The following is a 19,730-nucleotide window of genomic DNA, read 5'->3' on the forward strand; positions in this document are numbered from 1 at the left end:
CGGCTCCGATAGCCGCACGTCAGCTAATACTGAGCACCGGCTCCAAGCCCTCGATTCGTTGTATTCCCAGACCTGGCTTGTCACTCAAGAGAAGCGTGTTCATCGACATCGTCGCGCCCCCGATAACGGGGTTGTGAGTGATCAACGCCATAGCGTCGAGATCGATGAACCTGAACTGCCTGCCTGAGCAAAAACTCGCCATTGCCGCTATCGCGATGGGAGACTCCATGAGACATGTCGCCGCACAAATCCTGGTGTGCAGGCGAGCGAGGTCGTAAGCCGATCTTGCGGAGCGGATGCCCCCCAGCTTCATCAGCTTTATGGCGAGCCCGTCTACAATCCCGTGATTTACCAGATCGGCTGCGTCAAGTAGCGATGAGCAACTCTCATCCGCCAGCACAGGAATACGCGAGGCGACGGTGACTCGACCAAGGCTGGACCTTTCGGTAAACAGCACAGGCTGTTCTATAAAAGACAGATTCATTCCGATAGCGTCGACCTGTTCCGCAAATTTCAGCGCATCGTTTTCACTCCATGCCTGATTGGCGTCGACGCCGATTTCAATAGCTTCCCCAACCGAGCGGCGGATCTCGCGGACCCGTCGGAGGTCGTCCTCAATACCCTGCTCGGAGCCGAGTTTAAGCTTCAAGGTAGTGAAACCGTTGCTGACAGCGGTAGCAGCGTCGCTCACCATCTCATCAAGCGTGTTGTGGGAAATCGAGATGCCCGTGGTGATCTGCTGGCTGTCACCGCCCAGGAAACGATAAAGCGGTAGCCCGGCGGCTTGAGCCATAAGGTCGTGTAGCGCTATGTCGATTGAAGCTTTTGCGGCCGCGTTCCCGGCAATGGAATGATCCATCGACGTCAGGATCGCTTCGAACTTCGAAACTTCCTTGCCCATCAAGGTGGGTGCCAATACGTTTTTTACGACCGATGTTATTGAATCGACGCTTTCGCCGTTCATTCGCAAAGAGGGTGTACCTGCTCCGTAGCCACGCAAGCCGCAATCCGTCTCTATCTCGATGACCACGTCCTCGATGTATTCAACACGCCGAAGGCATGACACAAACGGTTTTCGAAGGGGAATGCGCAGCAAACTGATGGAAACTCTTTTAATTCGCATCGTATTTCCTGAGTTTCGGTCGATAAGCCGAACTTGAGTTCAGGATGATCATCACGGCGATCACCATGAAAGCCATCCCGGTCAGTGCCAGTATCGGGCCAGATATTTCCGGAGGGGCGTATCGTGAGACCAGGGCGCTGAGTCCTCCGCCAGCCCCGACTGCAAGCTCTTTGATAAAAAGACAATTGTCTTTCGCTCCAAACACGTCCAGGTAACTGGCAAAACATTCAACTAGCGAAAGCATCATTACCCACACAAGTGCGCCGGTGAATGTCGCTGCATGGAAAGGCCCGGGCAGCGCTATTACGCAGAGGCCGCAGAACATCGCCAGCCACGTGGTGATCATCGAAATTCTGTCACCGGCGAACTTGCCCATAACGCGGATAACCGGCTTTTGAAGAATGACGATGAAGACGCTACTGGCCAAGACAACCATTCCATACCACGGGGCGAGTGATCCAGTTGTTGACACAATATATTGGGGAAGCAGGGTAAACGGGCTGTACAGTTTGATGCCCATTGTTAGACCCAGGAGCACCCACGCCAATTGAATGGATCGGGACGCAGTGCTTCCGGCGGGTAATTCGACCCGGGGTCGAGAGGAAACGATATTTCGAGCCACATACGCTGCCAGTAGCAGAAGTATGAAACTTGTCAGTGCTATAACAGTGTTACTTTGGTCTGGAATTGAAAGAGCGATGCCGGCAAGGATGACGCCGGAGTTTATGGCAACCTTGTTGCGCGCCGCTGCACCAATATTTTCGGAGGCGTAAGCTCTAATCAGATAACCCGCCACGCTAACACCGGTCGCCAGACATATCGCTCCCGCAATGAGGAATATCTGGCCTGGGAGCAGGAGCAATACAGCACCCAACGCGGCTAATAATGTGGCTGCCAGGATTGCGTTAGCCTTGAAGTGCGCAAAAAAGAACGGCGAAAGAACCAGAAAAAAACGACTGCCGAAAACAAGTATTGCATTCGAAACGGGATCAAACCAGACGGTAGCGCGACCCAGAATCGTGTAGAGCGAAGTCGCAATAATCAGTCGAACGATGAAGGCTCCTTTCATTGGATATCCTTGTATTGACGGTTGGCTACAACGATGTGCTTCTGATTTGAAGTGAAGACCGTACTGTTGATTGCTTTAGAGATACGCGTCATATCCGGGGGCTAAAGACAAATTGTGTCTCGGTCCTTTGCTACGAAACAACAGGCGGGGTGTTTCGTTGAGCTTTGTCCTCCGTGCATGAGTGGTTGCGGTATGAATGTCCAGATTCAAAACGGGACGGGCATGCAGCACCTTATGGTTCGCTAAAATAAGAAAGGTCCCCGTGGAAGCAGCTGAACAGGTTGGGGTCCACGACGGTATTTGCTGCCTTATGATTTGAATCAATTGCCTGTCGACAGGGTTGGTTGGCACCATACGCGCGCCGATATCAGTATCAATACGGAAGTCGAGGTTAACCTGTATTCCATAGGTTGGATCGTACTGGATCAGTTTTCGCTCATGGCTTTTCGAGAGTTCAACGTTTTTTCCCGATCGAAAGCGTGCGCTCATTTGCGCAAGTTGCCTTAGCTCTGTGTCACTGAGACAGTCAATAATATTTTTTGCGAGAAAATACTGTGTCGGCGTGCAAGTTTTGTCGCGACATACTGTTAATGCGAGAAGATCGGTTGATTCAACTTCGTACAAGTCATCGGAGTGAGGCGTGATTTCGCCATAACCATTTCCCCAGTTTCGATACTGTTCGGCATTTGTTTTCAGAAATATCGCTTTATGATTTTCATAAGGGTACTTGATGTCCCGAAGATGGAATAACTCGCACAGTGCTTCGTGAACGATAAATGCGAGGCAGTAATCGTCCGTTCGGAACACGCCTGTCAAGCATACCGCTGAAACGCCATTTTTTCCGACACTATCAAAGTAACGCTTGTCGTCTTCACGCAATGTATCGCTGAACAGGGAAATGAGCTGTAACTTCAAGGCGTGATTTGACAGGTCGGGCCGGTGTTTTGCCCACCAGACTTCGACCGGGTCACAGATATATCCTACGTCCCGTGTGTGAACTCGCTCATGACTAAGCTGGTTGTGTATGAACTTCGGAGTCAATTCCATTTAAAGTCCCTTTTAAAACGAGTTGAGAGGTATCCATACCTCGCGTAGCGCATACAGGTTTTTATTGCGCTGTGGTGTATTTAAATTTTAAACAGAAACCAAGTGGTTTAACTTGTGTGTTGATGTTCTTTGAGCTTGCCGCCATTAATATCGTTTCTAAGGTTGGACCCGAAGGCGAAAGTAAGGCAATACAAAATTAATGTATAAATATTACGGTGCGAACCGGATTCGTGGCGATCAAACAAGGGGACTGGCCGTTCCAGTAAGGGACAGGTTCAGCCTCGCGATCCGCTGCCAGTTACTGTGCTACCGCTCTAGCGCAGCCGTCAGCGACCCCTATGGGCGCGAAAAGTGAACCTGGTCCGTGGGCGCGCTGATGGGGTCCTGAAGCTGCGTTTCAATTCTGGAGAGTGGCGTCTTATACGCGGATCATCTCCCGCACCTTCGCCGTCAACAGATCGAAGGTGAATGGCTTGGTGATCATTTGCATGCCCGGATCAAGGAAGCCACCACGCACCGCTGCGTGTTCGGCGTAGCCCGTGATAAACAGCACCTTGAGGTCAGGCCGGTACTGCCGACCGATTTCCGCCAGTTGCCGGCCGTTCATACCAGGCAACCCGACATCGCTGATCAATAGATCGATGCGTTGCGCGGAATCGAGAATCGGCACCGCGCTGTCGGCATCGCCAGCCTCGACGAACGCGTAACCCAGGTCGCTCAACACCGTACTGACCAACACCCGCACCGCCGGGTCGTCTTCGACGATCAATACCGTTTCGCCATTTTGTGCGAACGGCGCGTGCGGCACGTCGACCGGTTTGTCCTGAGGCACGTCGCCGCCGAAACGGGGCAGGTAGAGGCTCACGGTGGTGCCTTTGCCGACTTCACTGTCGATGGCCACATGCCCGCGTGATTGCTTGCTGAAGCCATAGATCATCGACAGCCCAAGACCGGTGCCCTGGCCGATCGGTTTGGTGGTGAAGAACGGATCAAATGCTCGGTTGATCGTACTTTGTGGCATGCCACACCCGGTGTCGGTGACGCTCAGCACCACGTAATCACCCGGATCAAGGTTGCTGTGGGCGGCGGTGAAGCCAGCATCCAGATGTTGGTTGCAGGTTTTCACCACTAACTTGCCACCGGCGGCCATGGCATCGCGTGCATTGATCACCAGATTGAGCAGGGCGCTCTCCAGTTGGTTGGGGTCGGCCTCGGCCACCCACAATGGCTCACTGAGCTGCATGTCCAGTTGAATGCTTTCGTTGATGCTGCGCTGCAGCAGTTCGCCCATGGAGACCACGAGAGTGTTCATTTCCACGGGTTTCGAATCCAGCGATTGGCGACGGGAGAACGCCAGCAAGCGGTGGGTCAAGCCCGCCGCACGATTGGCCGACGTCACGCCGAGATCGATCAGGCTGTCCAGGTCTTCGACGCGCCCACGGGCCAGGCGCCGGCGCAGCAGTTCCAGACTGCCGATGATGCCGGTCAGCATGTTGTTGAAGTCGTGGGCAATACCGCCAGTGAGCTGACCGACCGCTTCCATTTTCTGCGACTGACGCAACGCTTCTTCGTTATGTCGCAACTGAGCGGTGCGTTCTTCGACCTGCTGTTCGAGGGTTTCGAGGGTGTTTTGCAGGCGCAGTTCGCTCTGACTCAGGTCGATCAACCGGTCCCTGGCTTCGTACTGTCGTCGTCGGCCGCGCAGTGCGGTGGTCACCAGGCTGATCAACGTGACCGGATGAAAAGGCCGTTCGAGAAAGGTGACATTGCCCAGTTGCGGACCGAATCGCGAGGCCGGGTTCTGTTCCGGGCCGCCATGGTAGGTCATCAGCACAATGGGCAGGTCCGACCAGGCCGGTTGTTGCTCGATCAGTTCGAGCAGCGGCTCAAGCTCACCGCTTAACAGGGCTTCGGAGGAGATCAGCAGTAAACCGGCGCCTTGTTGCAACTCGAAGCAAAGCCCGATCAGATCCTGGGTGATCACCCCGTCGAAACCCGCTTCGTTAAGCATCATCAGCGCAATCTGACTGTCGCGACCCAGCGGCGCGAGAATGATCGCGCGCTCGGACATCGCTTCCTGGGCAATCACTGGGTTTCATCCCCGAGCAGTGGATTGCTCGCGCCCAGATACGTCGGGACGCCGCGCAACACGCCCTGGAATGCTTCCAGTGGTTCACCAATGGTCATGCCCCGCGAACCGATGCGGTATTCGCGAATGGTCGATTCATGGCTGCCAGTACGTTTCTTGATGATCGAAATCGCCCGGCGAACCTTGCCCAGCGCTTCGAAGTAACGCAGCAGGATGACCGTGTCGGCCAGATAAGTGATGTCCACCGGGGCTTGCATGTCGCCGACCAGCCCATGTTGGGCGACGGTCATGAACGTCGCGGCGCCTCGACGATTGAGGTACAGCAGCAACTCGTGCATGTGCAGCACCAGGGCGTTCTCTTCGGGCATTGCGGCCTGATAACCGTTGATGCTGTCGATCACCACGGTCTTGATGTCGCGCTCGTCGACGCAACGACGTACCCGGTGCGAAAACTCGCCGGGGGACAATTCCGCCGCATCCACTTGTTCGATCAGCAGGTTGCCAGTGTCTTGCAGGGCTTTCAGATCAATGCCCATGTTTTTCATGCGTTCGAACAGCAGCCCCAGTTCTTCATCGAAAATGAACAGCGCGGCTTTTTCGCCCCGGGCCACGGCGGCTGCGGCGAAGATCATCGAAATCAACGATTTGCCAGTACCGGCCGGGCCGAGAATCAACGTGCTGGAGCCGGTCTCGATGCCGCCGCCGAGCAGGGCATCCATTTCCTTGATACCGCTGGTCAATTGCTGCCGGGTATATATGCCTCGGTGTTCGGCAGCCACCAGGCGTGGGAACACATGTACGCCGTCGCCCATGATGGTGAAGTCGTGAAAGCCGCCACGGTACTTCTGGCCGCGGTACTTGACCACGCGGATCCGCCGACGCTCGGCGCCATAGTTGGGGGTCAGTTCCTCCAGGCGAATCACCCCGTGGGCGACACTGTGCACGGTCTTGTCGAGGGATTCGGTGGTCAGGTCGTCGAGCAACACCACGGTGGCGTCATAGCGCACAAAGTAGTGTTTGATCGCAAGGATCTGGCGCCGGTAGCGCAGCGAGCTTTGGGCCAGGAGACGGATTTCGGAAAGGCTGTCGAGCACCACGCGGGTCGGCTTGACTCGCTCGACCACTTCGAAAATCTGCTTGGTCGCTTCCCCCAACTCCAGATCGGAGGAATACAGCAGGCTTTGCTGATGTTGGGCATTGAGCAGGCTTTCCGGCGGTGTCAGCTCGAAGATATGGATGTTTTCATCCAGCTCCCAGCCGTGGGACAGCGCGCCCTGGCGCAGCTCCCGCTCGGTTTCTGACAGAGTGATATACAACGAGCGCTCGCCGGCTCGGGCGCCGGCCAACAGAAAATGCAAGGCGACGGTGGTTTTGCCGGTTCCGGGTTCACCCTCCAGCAAAAACACATGGCCGCGGGACAATCCACCGGCCAGGATGTCATCCAGACCTTCGATGCCGGTGGCGGCTTTTGCACTGAACAACTCGTTAGATGTAGACAAAAAATGCCCTCTCATGACTAGGGGAAGCGAGGCAGCAGGCCTGAAGTGCCTGAAATGGACTACCTGATCACTTGACCCTTGGCCGAGACGACGGTTCAACCTTTCTTCTACGTAATCTGTAGCAGCTGCCGAAGGCTGCGTTCTGGTGCGCAGCGCCCGCCGGTCAACCGATGACGAGCGCTGCGCACTCGAACGCAGCCTTCGGCAGCTGCTACAGGAGTGGTTGTTTATAGGCCTTGTTGGAGCGCTGGATCGTCCGGGTTGAGTTGCTCGAGTTGTGCCAGGAGGATTTGCACGTTTTGTAGCTGTCCGCTTTCTTTCCAGTAATTGATCAACAGCACTCGGGCCTTGCGATCGGCCGGGTGGCGCTGGACGATTTCCTGCAACTGTTTCTGCGCCGCTTCCAGCTCTTCCTCACCGTGCAATGTGGTGGCAAGGTCGTAGCGGTAATCTTTGTTGTCGGGCTCCAGTTCTACGGCTTTGGACAGGCCCAGCAGGGCGAATTCGCTTTGGCCGTGATGCAGCAACCAGAGCCCCAGGGCATGTTGCAGGTAGGCGGAATCTGGCTGAGCCTTCAACTGTTTGGCCAACAATTGCCGGGCAGCATCGCTTTGGCCCTGTTTATCCAGCACTTCAATCTGCATTACCAGCGCCGGAAGGTTGCCGGGGTCGAGACGCAACGTCTGTTCAAGGGCCTCTTGGGCCTCTTTCAACTCGGCATTGTGCAGGTGTAGCCGAGCGCGCTGATAGTAGTTGTCGGCGCTTTCAGGGGCGCTCTTGAGCACCTGTTCCCAAGTGTCGATCGCCTGCTGCAACGGCCCGAAGTACAGGCCAAGATCATCCGGCGAAAGCCCCAGCAGCGCATTGATTGCGGCAAACCGGACCTTCTGGTCGCTGTCATCGAGCAATGGCCCGAGCAACAAGCTGCGTTGCCCGCTAGGCACTAGCCCGCTGATGCTTTTGATGGCTGCGATGCGCACGTCCGGCGACTCATGTTGCAAGTCCGCATCGGCCAGTTTCAGGGCCACGGAGCTGGGGTAGTTGGGCAGTTCGGCGTGCAGCCAGATGCGCCGTTTGGGTGAGATATCCGGGCGGGCCAACTGCTGATACAGGACCCGCGCCGCGCCCGGTTGACCTGCGCGAGCCTGGTTCAGGGCTTCGGTGAAGCCGCGCTTGATCGCCTCCGGCACCACCGGAGTTGAGCTGCGCAGGAACAACCAGGCCAGGCCGATGGCAAACAGGACGCAGAGGCTGATGATCAGGTAGCGGCGGGACTGGGACATGCAGGAATCCGGGAGCTGGCAAGCTTTTGCAAAGCCGTCAGCTTCGGTCAGGCACGGCCGTGAGTCAAACCCTGACTTCGTCCAATACATCACTGTAGGAGCTGGCTTGCCAGCGAAGGCGGCCTTGAGTCTTGCATCGAAAATGCCGACGCCTTCGCCGGCAAGCCGGCTCCTACAGGGGGGGGCGAGCTGACTCTGTAGGAGCTGGCTTGCCAGCGAAGGCGGCCTTGAGTCTTGCATCGAAATTGCTGACGCCTTCGCCGGCAAGCCGGCTCCTACGGGGCCGGGACATTGAAACCTGTCGAGGTATCGAAGCAATGACTACGCTTGCTGGAGATGTCTCGATGAGCGCTCCCATGCAACCGCTTCTTCAATATTTCAAGGCAATACTCAGCCCGGGCCCAGGGGTGTTGTTGTTTGCCTTGCGAACCATCACGGCCGGGATATTGACGCTGTATCTGGCTTTTCTGTTTGACCTCGACCAGCCCAAATGGTCGATCATGGCCGTGGTGATCATCAGCCAGCCACTGGGCGGCATGGTCCTGGCGAGGAGTTTTGGCCAAGGGATCGGCACCACACTGGGCGCGGCGGTGGCGGTGGTGATCATGGCGATCTTTCCCCAGGCGCCGATGCCTTTCATCATCACCCTGGCCTTGTGGTTGGCGCTGTGTACCGCCGGTGGCACCTTGCTGCGCTACACCAGTTCCCAGGCATTTGTCTTGAGTGGCTATACGGCGGTGGTCGTGGCGTTGCTGGCGGTGCCGGATCAGGACGGCACCTTCCTGCTGGCTGTCACCCGCGTAACCGAAACGCTGCTGGCGGTGGCCTGTGTGTGCGTGGTCAGCCTTCTTACGGCCCGACCGGAAGCCGTGGCCCGGGATTACTTTGCCAAGATCGATCAAGTGATCAAGCTGCTAGCGACCCACGCTGCCGCCGTTATCCGCACCGAAGAAAGCGAGGCCGAGTTCCAACGGCGGCAAATGCAGCTACTCGGCGCGATCAGCGCTCTGGAAGGTGTCCGTCGCCATTTGTATTACGATGCCCCACGTTTGCGTAGCGCTAACGGGCTGGTGCAGTTGCTCGGTAATCAGCTGGTGCTGTTGACCTCGCGGCTGACGGCGCTGCGCCACCAACGGGAGTTGCTGGCCGAGCGCTGGCAGGGCGCATTGCCGGAAGAGATCCAGCTGTTGCGCGCCGAAGAGTTGGTCTTTCTCGACGATTTGGCCCGGCAGGGACGTTCATTATCAACCGAGGCTCGTCACCATTTCGGGGCGTTGCAGCAGCGCTTCGATGACCAGGCCTACAAGGCCGAACAACTGACCGAGACGATGCCTGCAACGCTGCGTTCTCTGGCCTGGGCACTGCGCTGGGAACAGGCGCGGATGCTTGAACAACTGGCGCAGATACTGGAACTGAGCGACGCGATCCAGGATGGGCGTCCGGCGAGCAGCATGTTTCGCGGCCAGGACAACCCCTTGCACCTGGACTTCACCCTGGCCTCGATGAATGCGGTCCGGGCATTTACCGCGTTGCTGGTGGCCGGTCTGATCTGGATCGAGACCGGTTGGGACGGGGCGCGTGGCGGGATGATCGTGGTCGGGATTCTCTGTTCGCTGATGGCAACTTTTCCGCGACCGTTGCTGGCCAGCCAAAGTTTTGCCCGAGGGTTGGGCCTGGCGTTGGTGGTGTCGGCGCTGTATCTGTTCCTGCTGATACCGATGATCAGCAACTTCGAGCTACTCGCTTTACTGTTGGCCCCCTTGCTGTATGCCGTCGCAGTGGGGCTGTCCAGTCCACCCACCACTGGCACCGGCATTGGTCTTGGACTCACGACAATGCTGTTGCTGGGTCCGCAAAACGTCGGCGTCGGCCAGAACACCGCCATTCAGTGGTTCGAGTTTGCCGGTGCGTACATCTGCGCAGCGTCCCTGGCCTTAAGTGTCTACACCCTGATCTTCCCGTTCAGGCCGGTTTTGCGGATACGCCGGCTGTTCAATGAGAACTGCGAGCAGGTCTACGCTTTATTGAAGACACCGGCCACCGATGAGCAGCAATTTGCCTTTGAAAGTCGCATGGTCGATCGCTTGACCATGATGTTGGGACTATTGCCGGCCACCCACGACAAGCAATCGAGCGAATTGTACGAAGTCAGCCTGGGCTGCATGGCACTGGGTGTGGCGTTGAACCAGCTCAGGCAACAGGGGCAAAGCAATACGTTGCTGAGCACGGAACAAAAAAACCGTTTGCTGGGTGCGGTCCGTGAAACAGGGCGATTGATCGCCGGGCGGCCCGGGATTGATCTTGAGCAATTGCTCGAAACCTTGCGTGTCCTGGGCGATGAAATGGACGACCTGCATTTAGACGTTCATGAACACCTGTGGTCGGTATTCAGGATGCGCGTGGCGTTGCTGATCGTGGTGTCGTTTTTGCTGCGATATCGCATGCACTTTCAATCCGCAGACGCGGAAGGAGTACCGGCCCTTGCCCATTGATCTGGAAGTGGGTGGCGTCTACTTGCCGCCAATTGCCCAGGCGCTGCTGCTGGCGTTGCCGATTTACCTGTTGCTGGACTGGATCCTGCGCCGCTTGGGTGTGCTGCGGTTTGTCTGGCATGAAGCTTTGTTCGAAGGCGCGTTGTACGCCTGCGTTTGCGCGACGCTGATTCTGGTGATGGGAGCTTGATGCGTTGAAGAAGATCCTTTCCCGACTCGCGACCGTGGCGGTGGTATTGCTGGCCTTTGTGCTGGGCTGGTTCGCCTGGGAGCATTACACCCGCGCGCCCTGGACGCGCGATGCGCGGGTGCGCGCCGATGTGGTGACGTTGTCCGCCGATGTTGCGGGGCGGATTGTCAGCCTGGGCGTGCAGGACAACCAACACGTGGACAAAGGCCAGTTGCTGCTGGAGATCGACCCGGCGCGCTACACCCTGGCGGTGGAACATGCCCGGCGTTCAGTGGAAGTCGCGAAAGCCTCCCTTGGGCAGTCCGAAGCGACGATTGTCGCCAGCGGAGCGCTGCTCAGGCAGCGTCAGAGCGAGGAACGCCGACGTCGTACCCTCAAGGAACGCGCCGCGATTTCTGGCGAGGAGTGGGAAAAATCCAGCACCGATGTGGCCGTGGCCCAGGCCGAGTTGCTGCGTAACCAGGCCAACCTCGGTTTGGCTCAGGCCAATGTGCAACTGGCCATTGCGGCATTGACCCAGGCTGAACTCGACTTGCAGCGTACCCGGGTCGTAGCGCCCGTCAGTGGTTACGTCACCAATCTGCTGACCCGCCAGGGTGACTATGCCACTGCGGGTGGCGCGCTGTTGGCCCTGGTGGACAGCGACTCGTTTTATGTCAGCGGTTACTTCGAAGAAACCAAGCTGCCACGTATAAAAGAGGGCGACCACGTCAGGATCGAATTGATGAGCGGCGAGACCTTCGGCGGGGCCGTCCAAAGCATTGCCTTCGCCATTGCCGACCGGGGGAACCTGCCGGGCGGTCGATTACTGGCCAACATCAACCCCAGCTACACCTGGGTCAAACTCGCACAGCGGGTGCCGGTGCGGATACAGATCGATGCCGATTACGCCGGCAAAAACAGCCTGCGCGCCGGAACCACCGCCACCGTGACAGTCGACGAAACACGTAGGGCGGAGGATCACCGTTAACCCCCTGTGGGAGCGGGCTTGCCCGCGATAGCGGTGGGTCAGCCGCCATCAATGTTGAATGTGCAACCGTCATCGCGGGCAAGCCCGCTCCCACAGGGATTTGTATTGCCCTTTGAGCAGGCTAAAAAAAGTCCCGCGACCGAATGAGGCGCAGGGCAAAAAAATTGGTTGGTTGCGGCCAACCAAAGGGGCTCGTTAAAACGTTACATAGCGCGGCACCCACGATCCCCTGTAGGAGCTGGCTTGCCAGCGAAGACATCCACAAGGTCGATGCAAGACTCAAGAAACCCTTCGCTGGCGAGCCAGCTCCTACAGGAGGAGGGGCGATTCTCGGGCAAAAAAAAGCCCCGCGACCGAATGAGGCGCAGGGCAAAAAAATTGGTTGGTTGCGGCCAACCAAAGGAGCTCGTTAAAACGTTACATAGCGCGGCCACTCACGATCCCCTGTAGGAGCTGGCTTGCCAGCGAAGACATCCACAAGGTCGATGCAAGACTCAAGAAACCCTTCGCTGGCGAGCCAGCTCCTACAGGGGGATGGGCGATTCTCGGGCAAAAAAAAGCCCCGCGACCGAATGAGGCGCAGGGCAAAGAAATTGGTTGGTTGCGGCCAACCAAAGGGGCTCGTTAAAACGTTACATAGCGCGGCACCCACGATCCCCTGTAGGCGCTGGCTTGCCAGCGAAGACATCCTCAAGGTCGATGCAAGACTCTAGGAACCCTTCGCTGGCGAGCCAGCTCCTACAGGGGGATGGGCGATTCTCGGGCAAAAAAAAGCCCCGCGACCGAATGAGGCGCAGGGCAAAGAAATTGGTTGGTTGCGGCCAACCAAAGGGGCTCGTTAAAACGTTACTTGCTGGCGACGGTTTCTGGTTGCCAGCCACCGCCAAGGGCTTTGTAAATCGCGACAATGCCGCGATACAGATCGACTTCAGCCTGGGCCTGGGTGTCTTCAGCAGCCAGACGTTCGCGTTGAGCATCGAGCAGGACGAGGAAGTCTGCCGTGCCTTCGCGGTAGCGAATTTCCGCCAGGTTGGCAGCGGCGCGGCTCGATTCGCTCTGACGAATCAACGAGATCAAGCGTTGCTGGCGTTTGCCGTAGTCACTGAAAGCGTTTTCCGATTCTTCCAGGGCCAGCAACACTTGCTGTTCGTAGGTCGCCAGGGCGCCTTCGGCATCCGCATCGGCGCCACGCAAACGCGCTCGCACGCTGCCCAGGTCGAACGCGGCCCAGGTAATGCTTGGGCCCAGCGCCCAGGCATTGGCCGCCGAGGAACCGATCTGCGATCCGCGCCCGGCGGTGAAGCCGAGGAAGCCGCTAAGGCTGACCCGTGGAAACAGATCCGCCTTGGCCACGCCGATACGCGCGGTGGCCGAAGCCAGTTTGCGTTCGGCGCTGAGAATGTCCGGACGACGCTGCAGCAGTTCACCCGGGTCACCGATCGGCAAAGCCTTGGCAATCGCCGGCAAATCTTTCGGGCTCAGGTCGACGGTCAGCTTGTCCGGACGTTCACCCAGCAGGGTGGCGATACGGTTTTTCTGCCGAACCTGCTCAGCCTGCAATTGCGGCACACTGGCTTCGACGGACGCCAGGCGTGCATCGGCGCGTTCCACGTCAAGCTGATCGCCGACGCCGGCATCACGCAGGCTTTCGGTGATCTTGCGCGATTCCTGCTGGTTGTTCAGGTTAGCCAGGGCGATCTTTTCCCGCAGTTGCGCACCTCGCAGTTGACCGTAGGCGTCCACCAGTTCGGCAATCATGGTGACTTGCAGTTGGTACAGATCGGCTTCGATCGCTTGCTGTTCGGCATCAGCGGATTCCAGGTTGCGCTGGATACGGCCAAACAGGTCGATCTCCCACGCCATGTCCAGGCCCAGGTCATAGCGTTCGCTGTTGACCCGTTTGGTGGTCTGGCCAGGAATCTGCCCTTTGCCCAGATCACTGCTGACCCGGCTGGTGATGGTCGGCATGGCGTCATTGCTGACGTCATCGCGAATCGCCCGGGCCGCTTTCCAGCGAGCGAAGGCGACGCGCAAATCGCGGTTGCCTTTCAGGGACTCGGTCACCAGCTGGTTCAGCGTCGGGTCTTCAAACTGCTGCCACCAGATGCCTTCGAAACGCGAGCGGTCGAAGTTCTTCTGCCCGGCAGCGCCATCGGTGGCCGTGGTGATGTTGGCCGGCTCAGTGGCTGGGGTCTTGTAGTCCGGGCCGACGGCACAGGCGCTCAGGGCCAGTACCAGAAGGCTCGGCAGGAAAGCTTTCAGGCTCATTGTTGCGACTCCAGTTTCAGGGCCTTGGCCGCTTTGCGCTTTTCACCGCGCTCCACAAAGTTACGAATCAATACGTAGAACACTGGCGTCAGCAACAGACCGAAGAAGGTCACCCCGAGCATCCCGGAGAACACCGCCACACCCATGGCGTGACGCATTTCGGCACCGGCACCGCTGGAGAACACCAGAGGCACAACACCCATGATGAACGCGAAGGAAGTCATCAGGATCGGCCGCAGACGCAGACGGCAAGCTTCCAGTACCGCAGCGAGCGGGCCGAGACCTTCGTCCTGCTGTTTGTCCTTGGCAAACTCGACGATCAGAATCGCGTTCTTACAGGCAAGTCCCACCAGAACGATCAAGCCGATCTGGGTGAAGATGTTGTTGTCGCCGCCCGAAGCAATCACACCGGTGATGGCCGACAGCAGCGTCATCGGTACGATCAGGATCACCGCCAGTGGCAGGCTCCAGCTTTCGTACTGTGCAGCGAGTACCAGGAACGCCAGCAATACGCAGAGCGGGAACACGAACAGCGCGGTGTTGCCGGATAGAATCTGCTGGTAGGTCAGGTCGGTCCATTCGTAGGTCATGCCGTTCGGAAGTTCTTCCTTGAGCAATTTCTCGATGGCTTTTTCGGCCTGGCCGGAGCTGTAGCCGGGGGCTGCCGCACCGTTGATTTCAGCGGTGATGAAGCCGTTGTAGTGCATCACGCGGTCCGGGCCCGAGGTGTCGCTGACCTTGATGAAGGTCGCCAGCGGGATCATCTCGCCTTTGTTGTTGCGCACTTTCAGCTGACCGATCTGGTCCGGCTCGAGACGGAACTGTTGTTCAGCCTGAACGTTGACCTGATAGGTGCGACCGAAGCGGTTGAAGTCGTTGGCATACAGCGAACCCAGGTAAATCTGCAGGGTGTCGAAGATGTCGCTGACGGCCACGCCGTGGGTCTTGGCTTTTTCCCGGTCGATGGCGGCATCGACCTGCGGCACGTTCACGGTGTAGCTGGTGAACAGCGCGGCCAGTTCCGGTACGTTGTGGCTTTTGTTGATGATGTTCATGGTTTCTTTGTACAGCTCGTCATAGCCCAGGTTGCCCCGGTCTTCGATCTGCAGGCGGAAACCACCGATGGTGCCCAGGCCTTGTACCGGCGGCGGCGGGAAGATCGCCATGTAGGCTTCTTGAATCCCGGCGAACTGGCCGTTCAACGCACCGGCAATCGCACCGGCGGACATGCTCGGGTCTTTACGCTCATCGAACGGTTTCAGGGTCACGAACACGATGCCGGCGTTAGGACTGTTGGTGAAGCCGTTGATCGACAGGCCGGGGAAGGCCACCGCACTTTCCACGCCAGGCTGTTTCAGGGCCAGGTCGGACATGCGCTTGATCACGTCTTCGGTACGGTCCAGGCTCGAGGCATCCGGCAGTTGCGCGAAGGCCACCAGGTATTGCTTGTCCTGGCCGGGTACGAAACCGGTCGGGGTGTTGGAGAAGCCGAAGAAGGTCAGGACCATCAAGCCTGCGTACAGCAGCAGGGCGATACCGCTGCTGCGGATTACCCGGCCGACGGTGCCGACATAACCATGGCTGGCCTTGTCGAAGAAGCGGTTGAACGGACGGAACAACCAGCCACCGAAAATCTTGTCGAGGACCTTGGAGAAACGGTCTTTCGGCGCGTCGTGGCTCTTGAGCAATACGGCCGCCAGTGCTGGCGACAGGGTCAGCGAGTTGAACGCGGAGATCACGGTCGAGATCGCAATGGTCAGGGCGAACTGTTTGTAGAACTGCCCGGTCAACCCGGAGATGAAGGCCGCCGGGATGAACACCGCACACAGCACCAGCGCCGTGGCGATGATCGGGCCGGTCACTTCACGCATGGCCCGTTTGGTGGCTTCCACCGGCGTCAGTCCCAGTCCGATGTTCCGCTCGACGTTCTCCACCACTACGATCGCATCATCGACCACGATCCCGATGGCCAATACCAATCCGAACAGCGACAGGGCGTTCAGCGAGAAGCCGAACAAGTGCATTACCGCAAACGTACCAATCAGCGAAACCGGCACCGCCACCAACGGAATGATCGAAGCGCGCCAGGTTTGCAGGAACAGGATTACCACCAGAACAACCAGAATCAGTGCTTCGAAGAGGGTGTGAACCACCGCTTCGATGGAGCCGCGCACGAAGATCGTCGGGTCATAGACGATGCTGAAGTCCATGCCTTCCGGGAAGTTCTTTTTCAGCTCGGCCATTTTCGACCGCACTTCGTTGGAGATCTCGATCGCGTTCGAACCCGGACGCTGAAAGATCGGGATCGCCACTGCCGGTTGGTTGTTCAGCAAGGAACGCAGGGCGTATTGGCTGGAGCCCAGTTCGACGCGAGCAATGTCTTTCAGGCGAGTGATTTCACCGTTGTCGCCGGAGCGAATGATGATGTTCTCGAACTCTTCCTCAGAAACCAGGCGACCTTGGGTGTTGACCGACAGCTGGAAGGCGGTGGCATTTGGCGCAGGTGGCGCGCCCAATGCACCAGCAGCCACCTGACGGTTCTGTTCACGAATAGCCGTGACGACGTCGGTGGCGGTCAGGTTGCGCGAAGCGGTCTTGTTTGGATCGAGCCATACCCGCAGGGAGTAATCGCCCATGCCGAACAGCTGCACGTCGCCGACACCGCCCAGACGCGCCAGCTCATCCTTGATGTTGAGCAAGGCGTAGTTGGACAGGTAGAGCATGTCGTAGCGTTTGTCCGGCGAGGTCAAGTGCACCACCATGGTCAGGTCCGGAGAGGCCTTGTCCACGGTGATACCGATGCGCGTCACTTCCTCGGGAAGTTTCGGCTCGGTCCGGGTTACGCGGTTCTGTACCTGCACCTGAGCGTTGTCCAGGTCGGTGCCCAGCGCGAAGGTGATGGTCAGGGTGATCTTGCCGTCGGCGGTGGACTGCGAGGACATGTACAACATGTTCTCGACGCCGGTGATGGCTTGCTCCAGAGGAGCGGCCACGGTTTCACCGATGACTTTAGGGTTGGCACCCGGGAAGTTGGCACGGACCACAACGGTCGGCGGCACCACTTCCGGGTATTCGCTGATCGGCAACTGGAACAGCGAGATGGCGCCGGCGATCAGGATCAGCAGCGACAGTACCGCTGCGAAGATCGGCCGTGAAATGAAGAATTGGGAAAAATTCATCGTAGAGATCCCTTAACCGCGTGGGGTCGCAGCAGCCACTTTCACAACCGAACCCGGCGCAACCTTGGCAGGTGCGACTTGGGGCAGGTTGCTGGCTTCCAGCGCTTGTCGTTGTTGTGCCAGAGCGGCGAGGGTTTGCTCGCTGGCCATCGGGATCACTTCAGGGGTGACCGGTGAGCCAGGGCGAACCCGTTGCAGACCCTTGACGATGACGGTGTCGTCCTTGTTCAGGCCGTTGCGCACGATGCGCAAACCTTCGATCTTCGGACCCAGCTCGACCGAGCGATAGGCCGTCTTGTTGTCGGCATCCATCACCAGCACGAACTTTTTACCCAGGTCGGTTCCGACGGCTTCATCGTTGATCAGCACGGCGGAGTAGGTGCCGCTGCCGACCAGCTTCAGACGGGCATACAAGCCGGGGGTGTATTGACCGTCAGTGTTATCGAACACCGCACGACCGCGGATGGTGCCGGTTTTCGGGTTGACCTGGTTGTCGACGAAGTTCATCACGCCCTGGTGCGGGTTGCCGTCTTCGTTGGACAGGCCGAGGTAAACCGGGGTAGTTGCACCGCGTTTGCCCTGGCGAGCGAGCTGGGTGTACTTGAGGAACACACGTTCGTCGGCGTCGAAGTAGGCGTAGACCTTGTCGGTGGACACCACGCTGGTCAGCGGCGTGGTATCGGCGGTCACCAGGTTGCCGGCGGTGATTTCCGCGCGGCTGACGCGGCCACTGATCGGGGCGGTCACACGGGTGAAACTGAGGTTCAGTTTGGCCAGGTCCAGTTGAGCCTGGAGGGCACCAACGGCAGCGCGGGCTTCCTGGGAAGCGCTGGTGCGCGAGTCGGCCAGTTCTGCGGAGATCGCGTTGCTGGTACGCAGGCGTTCACCACGTTGGGCTTCATTTTCGCTACGGGTGGCGTTAGCACGGGACTGGGCAACCAGGGCTTCAAGGCGGCGAACCTCAGCCTGGAACGGACGCGGATCGATCTGGAACAGCAGGTCGCCTTTCTTGACCAGTGCGCCTTCAGTAAAAGCGACTTCATCGATCTGGCCGGACACCCGTGGACGAATTTCTACGGTTTCTGGCGCTTCGAGGCGCCCGGTGAATTCGTCCCACTCATTGACCGGTTGTTCCAGCACCTTGGCCACGCTGACCTTTGCCGCGGGCATAGTGGCGGCAGTTTCCGGAGCCTTGCCGCAGGCGCTCATCACCAGCACGGCCAGCATGGCCAACGGGAAGCGCAAATGTTTGAGTGACTGTTCCATGGATGCATCCGCCAATGTATTAAGAATGGACGGATGATGCTCGGCGGGGCTGTATCGCACGAATCGAATGAGGCAAAGGTAACTATCATTCGGAATGATATAAGCTCAAAGCGAGCTCTCTAGCATGCACCTCACGTTAGTAGGCTATCAACTCGCCTGATGACAATTCTGTGTTGCCGTGGGTGCAAGAGTAAGGCATGAAACCGAGTTGTGATTTTCGCGGGCAAGCCTCGCTCCTACAGTGACCGCGTTCCCCTGTAGGAGCGAGGCTTGCCCGCGAAGAGGCCATCAGCCCCCAATACAAAAACCAGACTCAGGCCAGGCTATCCGGATCCCCAAAAAACATCTGAATCCGCGACCGCAACCAACGCTCCCCGGGATCGTTGTCCTGCGACCCACGCCATGCCATGTGCAATTCAAAGCTGCGCACCGGCAACGGCGGATCTTCAGCGCGCACCCCCCCAGCCGCTGTCAACGCTTCTGCCGTGTAATCAGGCACGGTCGCGACAATATCGGTCCCGCTGATGAGTGTGCTCAGCCCGTTGAACTGCGGCACCGCGAGCACCACGTGACGTTTGCGCCCGAGTTTTTCCAGCTCTTCATCTATAAAGCCGCTCAGGTCGCCGGCGAACGACACCAGCGCATGCGGCCGTGCGCAGAAGTCATCCAGGCTCAGCGGTCCCGGCACGGAGTCAGCGCGAAGCAGCTTCGGCGAGCTACGACGCAGCACCTTGCGCTTGGCATTCGCCGGTAAGTCGGCGGTGTAGCTGACGCCGATGGAAATCTCGCCCGAGGCCAGCAGGCTCGGCATCAGGATGTAGTTGGCCCGACGCACCACCAGGACGATCCCCGGAGATTCCGCGCGCAGACGCTTGAGCAGCATCGGCAGCAAGGCGAATTCGACGTCGTCCGAAAGGCCGATACGGAACACTGCGGTACTGGTGGCCGGATCGAATTCCGCCGCACGGCTGACCGCGGTGGAAATCGAGTCCAGTGCTGGAGAGAGCAGGGCGAAGATTTCCACCGCCCGGGCGGACGGCTCCATGCTGCGGCCGGTACGCACAAACAGCGGGTCATCGAACAGCCCGCGCAGGCGCGAAAGCGCCGCACTGATGGCCGGCTGGCCGAGGAACAATTTCTCCGCAGCGCGGGTCACACTGCGTTCGTGCATCAATGTTTCGAATACGATTAACAGGTTCAGGTCGACACGACGCAGGTCATTACGATTCATCTGGAGTCCTGGCAGAGTCAGCAA

Annotated in this window: 13 protein-coding genes; 3 read left to right on the top strand and 10 right to left on the bottom strand. The window is 58.4% G+C overall.

Going from position 1 to position 19,730, the window contains the following annotated elements; translation table 11 throughout:
• Positions 1-19: 19 nt before the first annotated feature.
• The 6 genes from AEQ67_RS18005 to AEQ67_RS18030 form a co-directional block, all read right to left on the bottom strand.
• The gene (locus AEQ67_RS18005) at positions 20-1,123 is read right to left on the bottom strand and encodes a mandelate racemase/muconate lactonizing enzyme family protein (protein WP_059405187.1); all 1,104 of its coding nucleotides are present in this window, start codon (positions 1,121-1,123) and stop codon (positions 20-22) included.
• The gene (locus tag AEQ67_RS18010; protein ID WP_059405188.1) at positions 1,113-2,192 is read right to left on the bottom strand and encodes a hypothetical protein; all 1,080 of its coding nucleotides are present in this window, start codon (positions 2,190-2,192) and stop codon (positions 1,113-1,115) included. The genes AEQ67_RS18005 and AEQ67_RS18010 overlap by 11 nt, the downstream gene beginning before the upstream one ends.
• A gap of 75 nt (positions 2,193-2,267) precedes the next feature.
• A complete protein-coding gene (locus AEQ67_RS18015) occupies positions 2,268-3,239 on the bottom strand; it encodes a hypothetical protein (RefSeq protein ID WP_059405189.1) in 972 nt (323 codons plus the stop codon).
• A 418-nt stretch (positions 3,240-3,657) separates the two neighbouring features.
• Positions 3,658-5,310, bottom strand: a complete 1,653-nt coding sequence (locus AEQ67_RS18020; protein WP_059405384.1) for a response regulator — start codon at positions 5,308-5,310, stop codon at positions 3,658-3,660.
• Positions 5,311-5,324: 14 nt separating this feature from the next.
• Entirely contained in the window at positions 5,325-6,827 is a 1,503-nt protein-coding gene (locus tag AEQ67_RS18025; protein WP_059405190.1) for an ATPase domain-containing protein, read from the bottom strand.
• Between the two features lie 227 nt (positions 6,828-7,054).
• The gene (locus AEQ67_RS18030; RefSeq protein ID WP_059405191.1) at positions 7,055-8,110 is read right to left on the bottom strand and encodes a HEAT repeat domain-containing protein; all 1,056 of its coding nucleotides are present in this window, start codon (positions 8,108-8,110) and stop codon (positions 7,055-7,057) included.
• A gap of 344 nt (positions 8,111-8,454) precedes the next feature.
• Here AEQ67_RS18030 and AEQ67_RS18035 point away from each other — a divergent pair, with 344 nt between their 5' ends.
• Genes AEQ67_RS18035 through AEQ67_RS18045 form a run of 3 tightly spaced genes read left to right on the top strand, consistent with a single transcriptional unit; the run spans position 8,455 to position 11,762 of the window.
• A complete protein-coding gene (locus tag AEQ67_RS18035; protein ID WP_059405192.1) occupies positions 8,455-10,602 on the top strand; it encodes an FUSC family protein in 2,148 nt (715 codons plus the stop codon).
• Positions 10,592-10,792 (top strand): DUF1656 domain-containing protein, encoded by a 201-nt coding sequence (locus AEQ67_RS18040; protein WP_059405193.1) that lies wholly within the window; start codon positions 10,592-10,594, stop codon positions 10,790-10,792. The genes AEQ67_RS18035 and AEQ67_RS18040 overlap by 11 nt, the downstream gene beginning before the upstream one ends.
• A 4-nt stretch (positions 10,793-10,796) precedes the next feature.
• A complete protein-coding gene (locus AEQ67_RS18045; RefSeq protein ID WP_059405194.1) occupies positions 10,797-11,762 on the top strand; it encodes an efflux RND transporter periplasmic adaptor subunit in 966 nt (321 codons plus the stop codon).
• An 846-nt stretch (positions 11,763-12,608) separates the two neighbouring features.
• Here the strand turns inward: AEQ67_RS18045 and AEQ67_RS18050 are convergent.
• From AEQ67_RS18050 to AEQ67_RS18065, 4 genes are all read right to left on the bottom strand, one after another.
• On the bottom strand, positions 12,609-14,030 hold the full coding sequence (locus AEQ67_RS18050) for an efflux transporter outer membrane subunit (protein ID WP_059405195.1): 1,422 nt from the start codon (positions 14,028-14,030) through the stop codon (positions 12,609-12,611).
• Positions 14,027-17,209, bottom strand: coding sequence for an efflux RND transporter permease subunit (locus AEQ67_RS18055; protein WP_059405196.1), 3,183 nt, complete (start codon positions 17,207-17,209; stop codon positions 14,027-14,029). Before AEQ67_RS18055 ends, AEQ67_RS18050 begins: the two co-directional genes overlap by 4 nt.
• Positions 17,210-17,221: 12 nt before the next feature.
• Positions 17,222-18,475 (bottom strand): multidrug efflux RND transporter periplasmic adaptor subunit MexE, encoded by a 1,254-nt coding sequence (gene mexE, locus AEQ67_RS18060; protein WP_059405197.1) that lies wholly within the window; start codon positions 18,473-18,475, stop codon positions 17,222-17,224.
• A gap of 313 nt (positions 18,476-18,788) precedes the next feature.
• A complete protein-coding gene (locus AEQ67_RS18065; protein WP_059405198.1) occupies positions 18,789-19,706 on the bottom strand; it encodes a LysR family transcriptional regulator in 918 nt (305 codons plus the stop codon).
• Positions 19,707-19,730 lie beyond the last annotated feature (24 nt).

This window comes from Pseudomonas sp. RIT-PI-q, from assembly GCF_001297125.1.
Classification (GTDB): Bacteria; Pseudomonadota; Gammaproteobacteria; order Pseudomonadales; family Pseudomonadaceae; genus Aquipseudomonas.

Coding starts and splice junctions, on each gene's coding strand:
- AEQ67_RS18005 (WP_059405187.1), bottom strand. CDS start 1,123: ATGCGAATTAAAAGAGTTTCCATCAGTTTGCTGCGCATTCCCCTTCGA.
- AEQ67_RS18010 (WP_059405188.1), bottom strand. CDS start 2,192: ATGAAAGGAGCCTTCATCGTTCGACTGATTATTGCGACTTCGCTCTAC.
- AEQ67_RS18015 (WP_059405189.1), bottom strand. CDS start 3,239: ATGGAATTGACTCCGAAGTTCATACACAACCAGCTTAGTCATGAGCGA.
- AEQ67_RS18020 (WP_059405384.1), bottom strand. CDS start 5,310: ATGTCCGAGCGCGCGATCATTCTCGCGCCGCTGGGTCGCGACAGTCAG.
- AEQ67_RS18030 (WP_059405191.1), bottom strand. CDS start 8,110: ATGTCCCAGTCCCGCCGCTACCTGATCATCAGCCTCTGCGTCCTGTTT.
- AEQ67_RS18035 (WP_059405192.1), top strand. CDS start 8,455: ATGAGCGCTCCCATGCAACCGCTTCTTCAATATTTCAAGGCAATACTC.
- AEQ67_RS18050 (WP_059405195.1), bottom strand. CDS start 14,030: ATGAGCCTGAAAGCTTTCCTGCCGAGCCTTCTGGTACTGGCCCTGAGC.
- AEQ67_RS18055 (WP_059405196.1), bottom strand. CDS start 17,209: ATGAATTTTTCCCAATTCTTCATTTCACGGCCGATCTTCGCAGCGGTA.
- mexE (WP_059405197.1), bottom strand. CDS start 18,475: ATGGAACAGTCACTCAAACATTTGCGCTTCCCGTTGGCCATGCTGGCC.
- AEQ67_RS18065 (WP_059405198.1), bottom strand. CDS start 19,706: ATGAATCGTAATGACCTGCGTCGTGTCGACCTGAACCTGTTAATCGTA.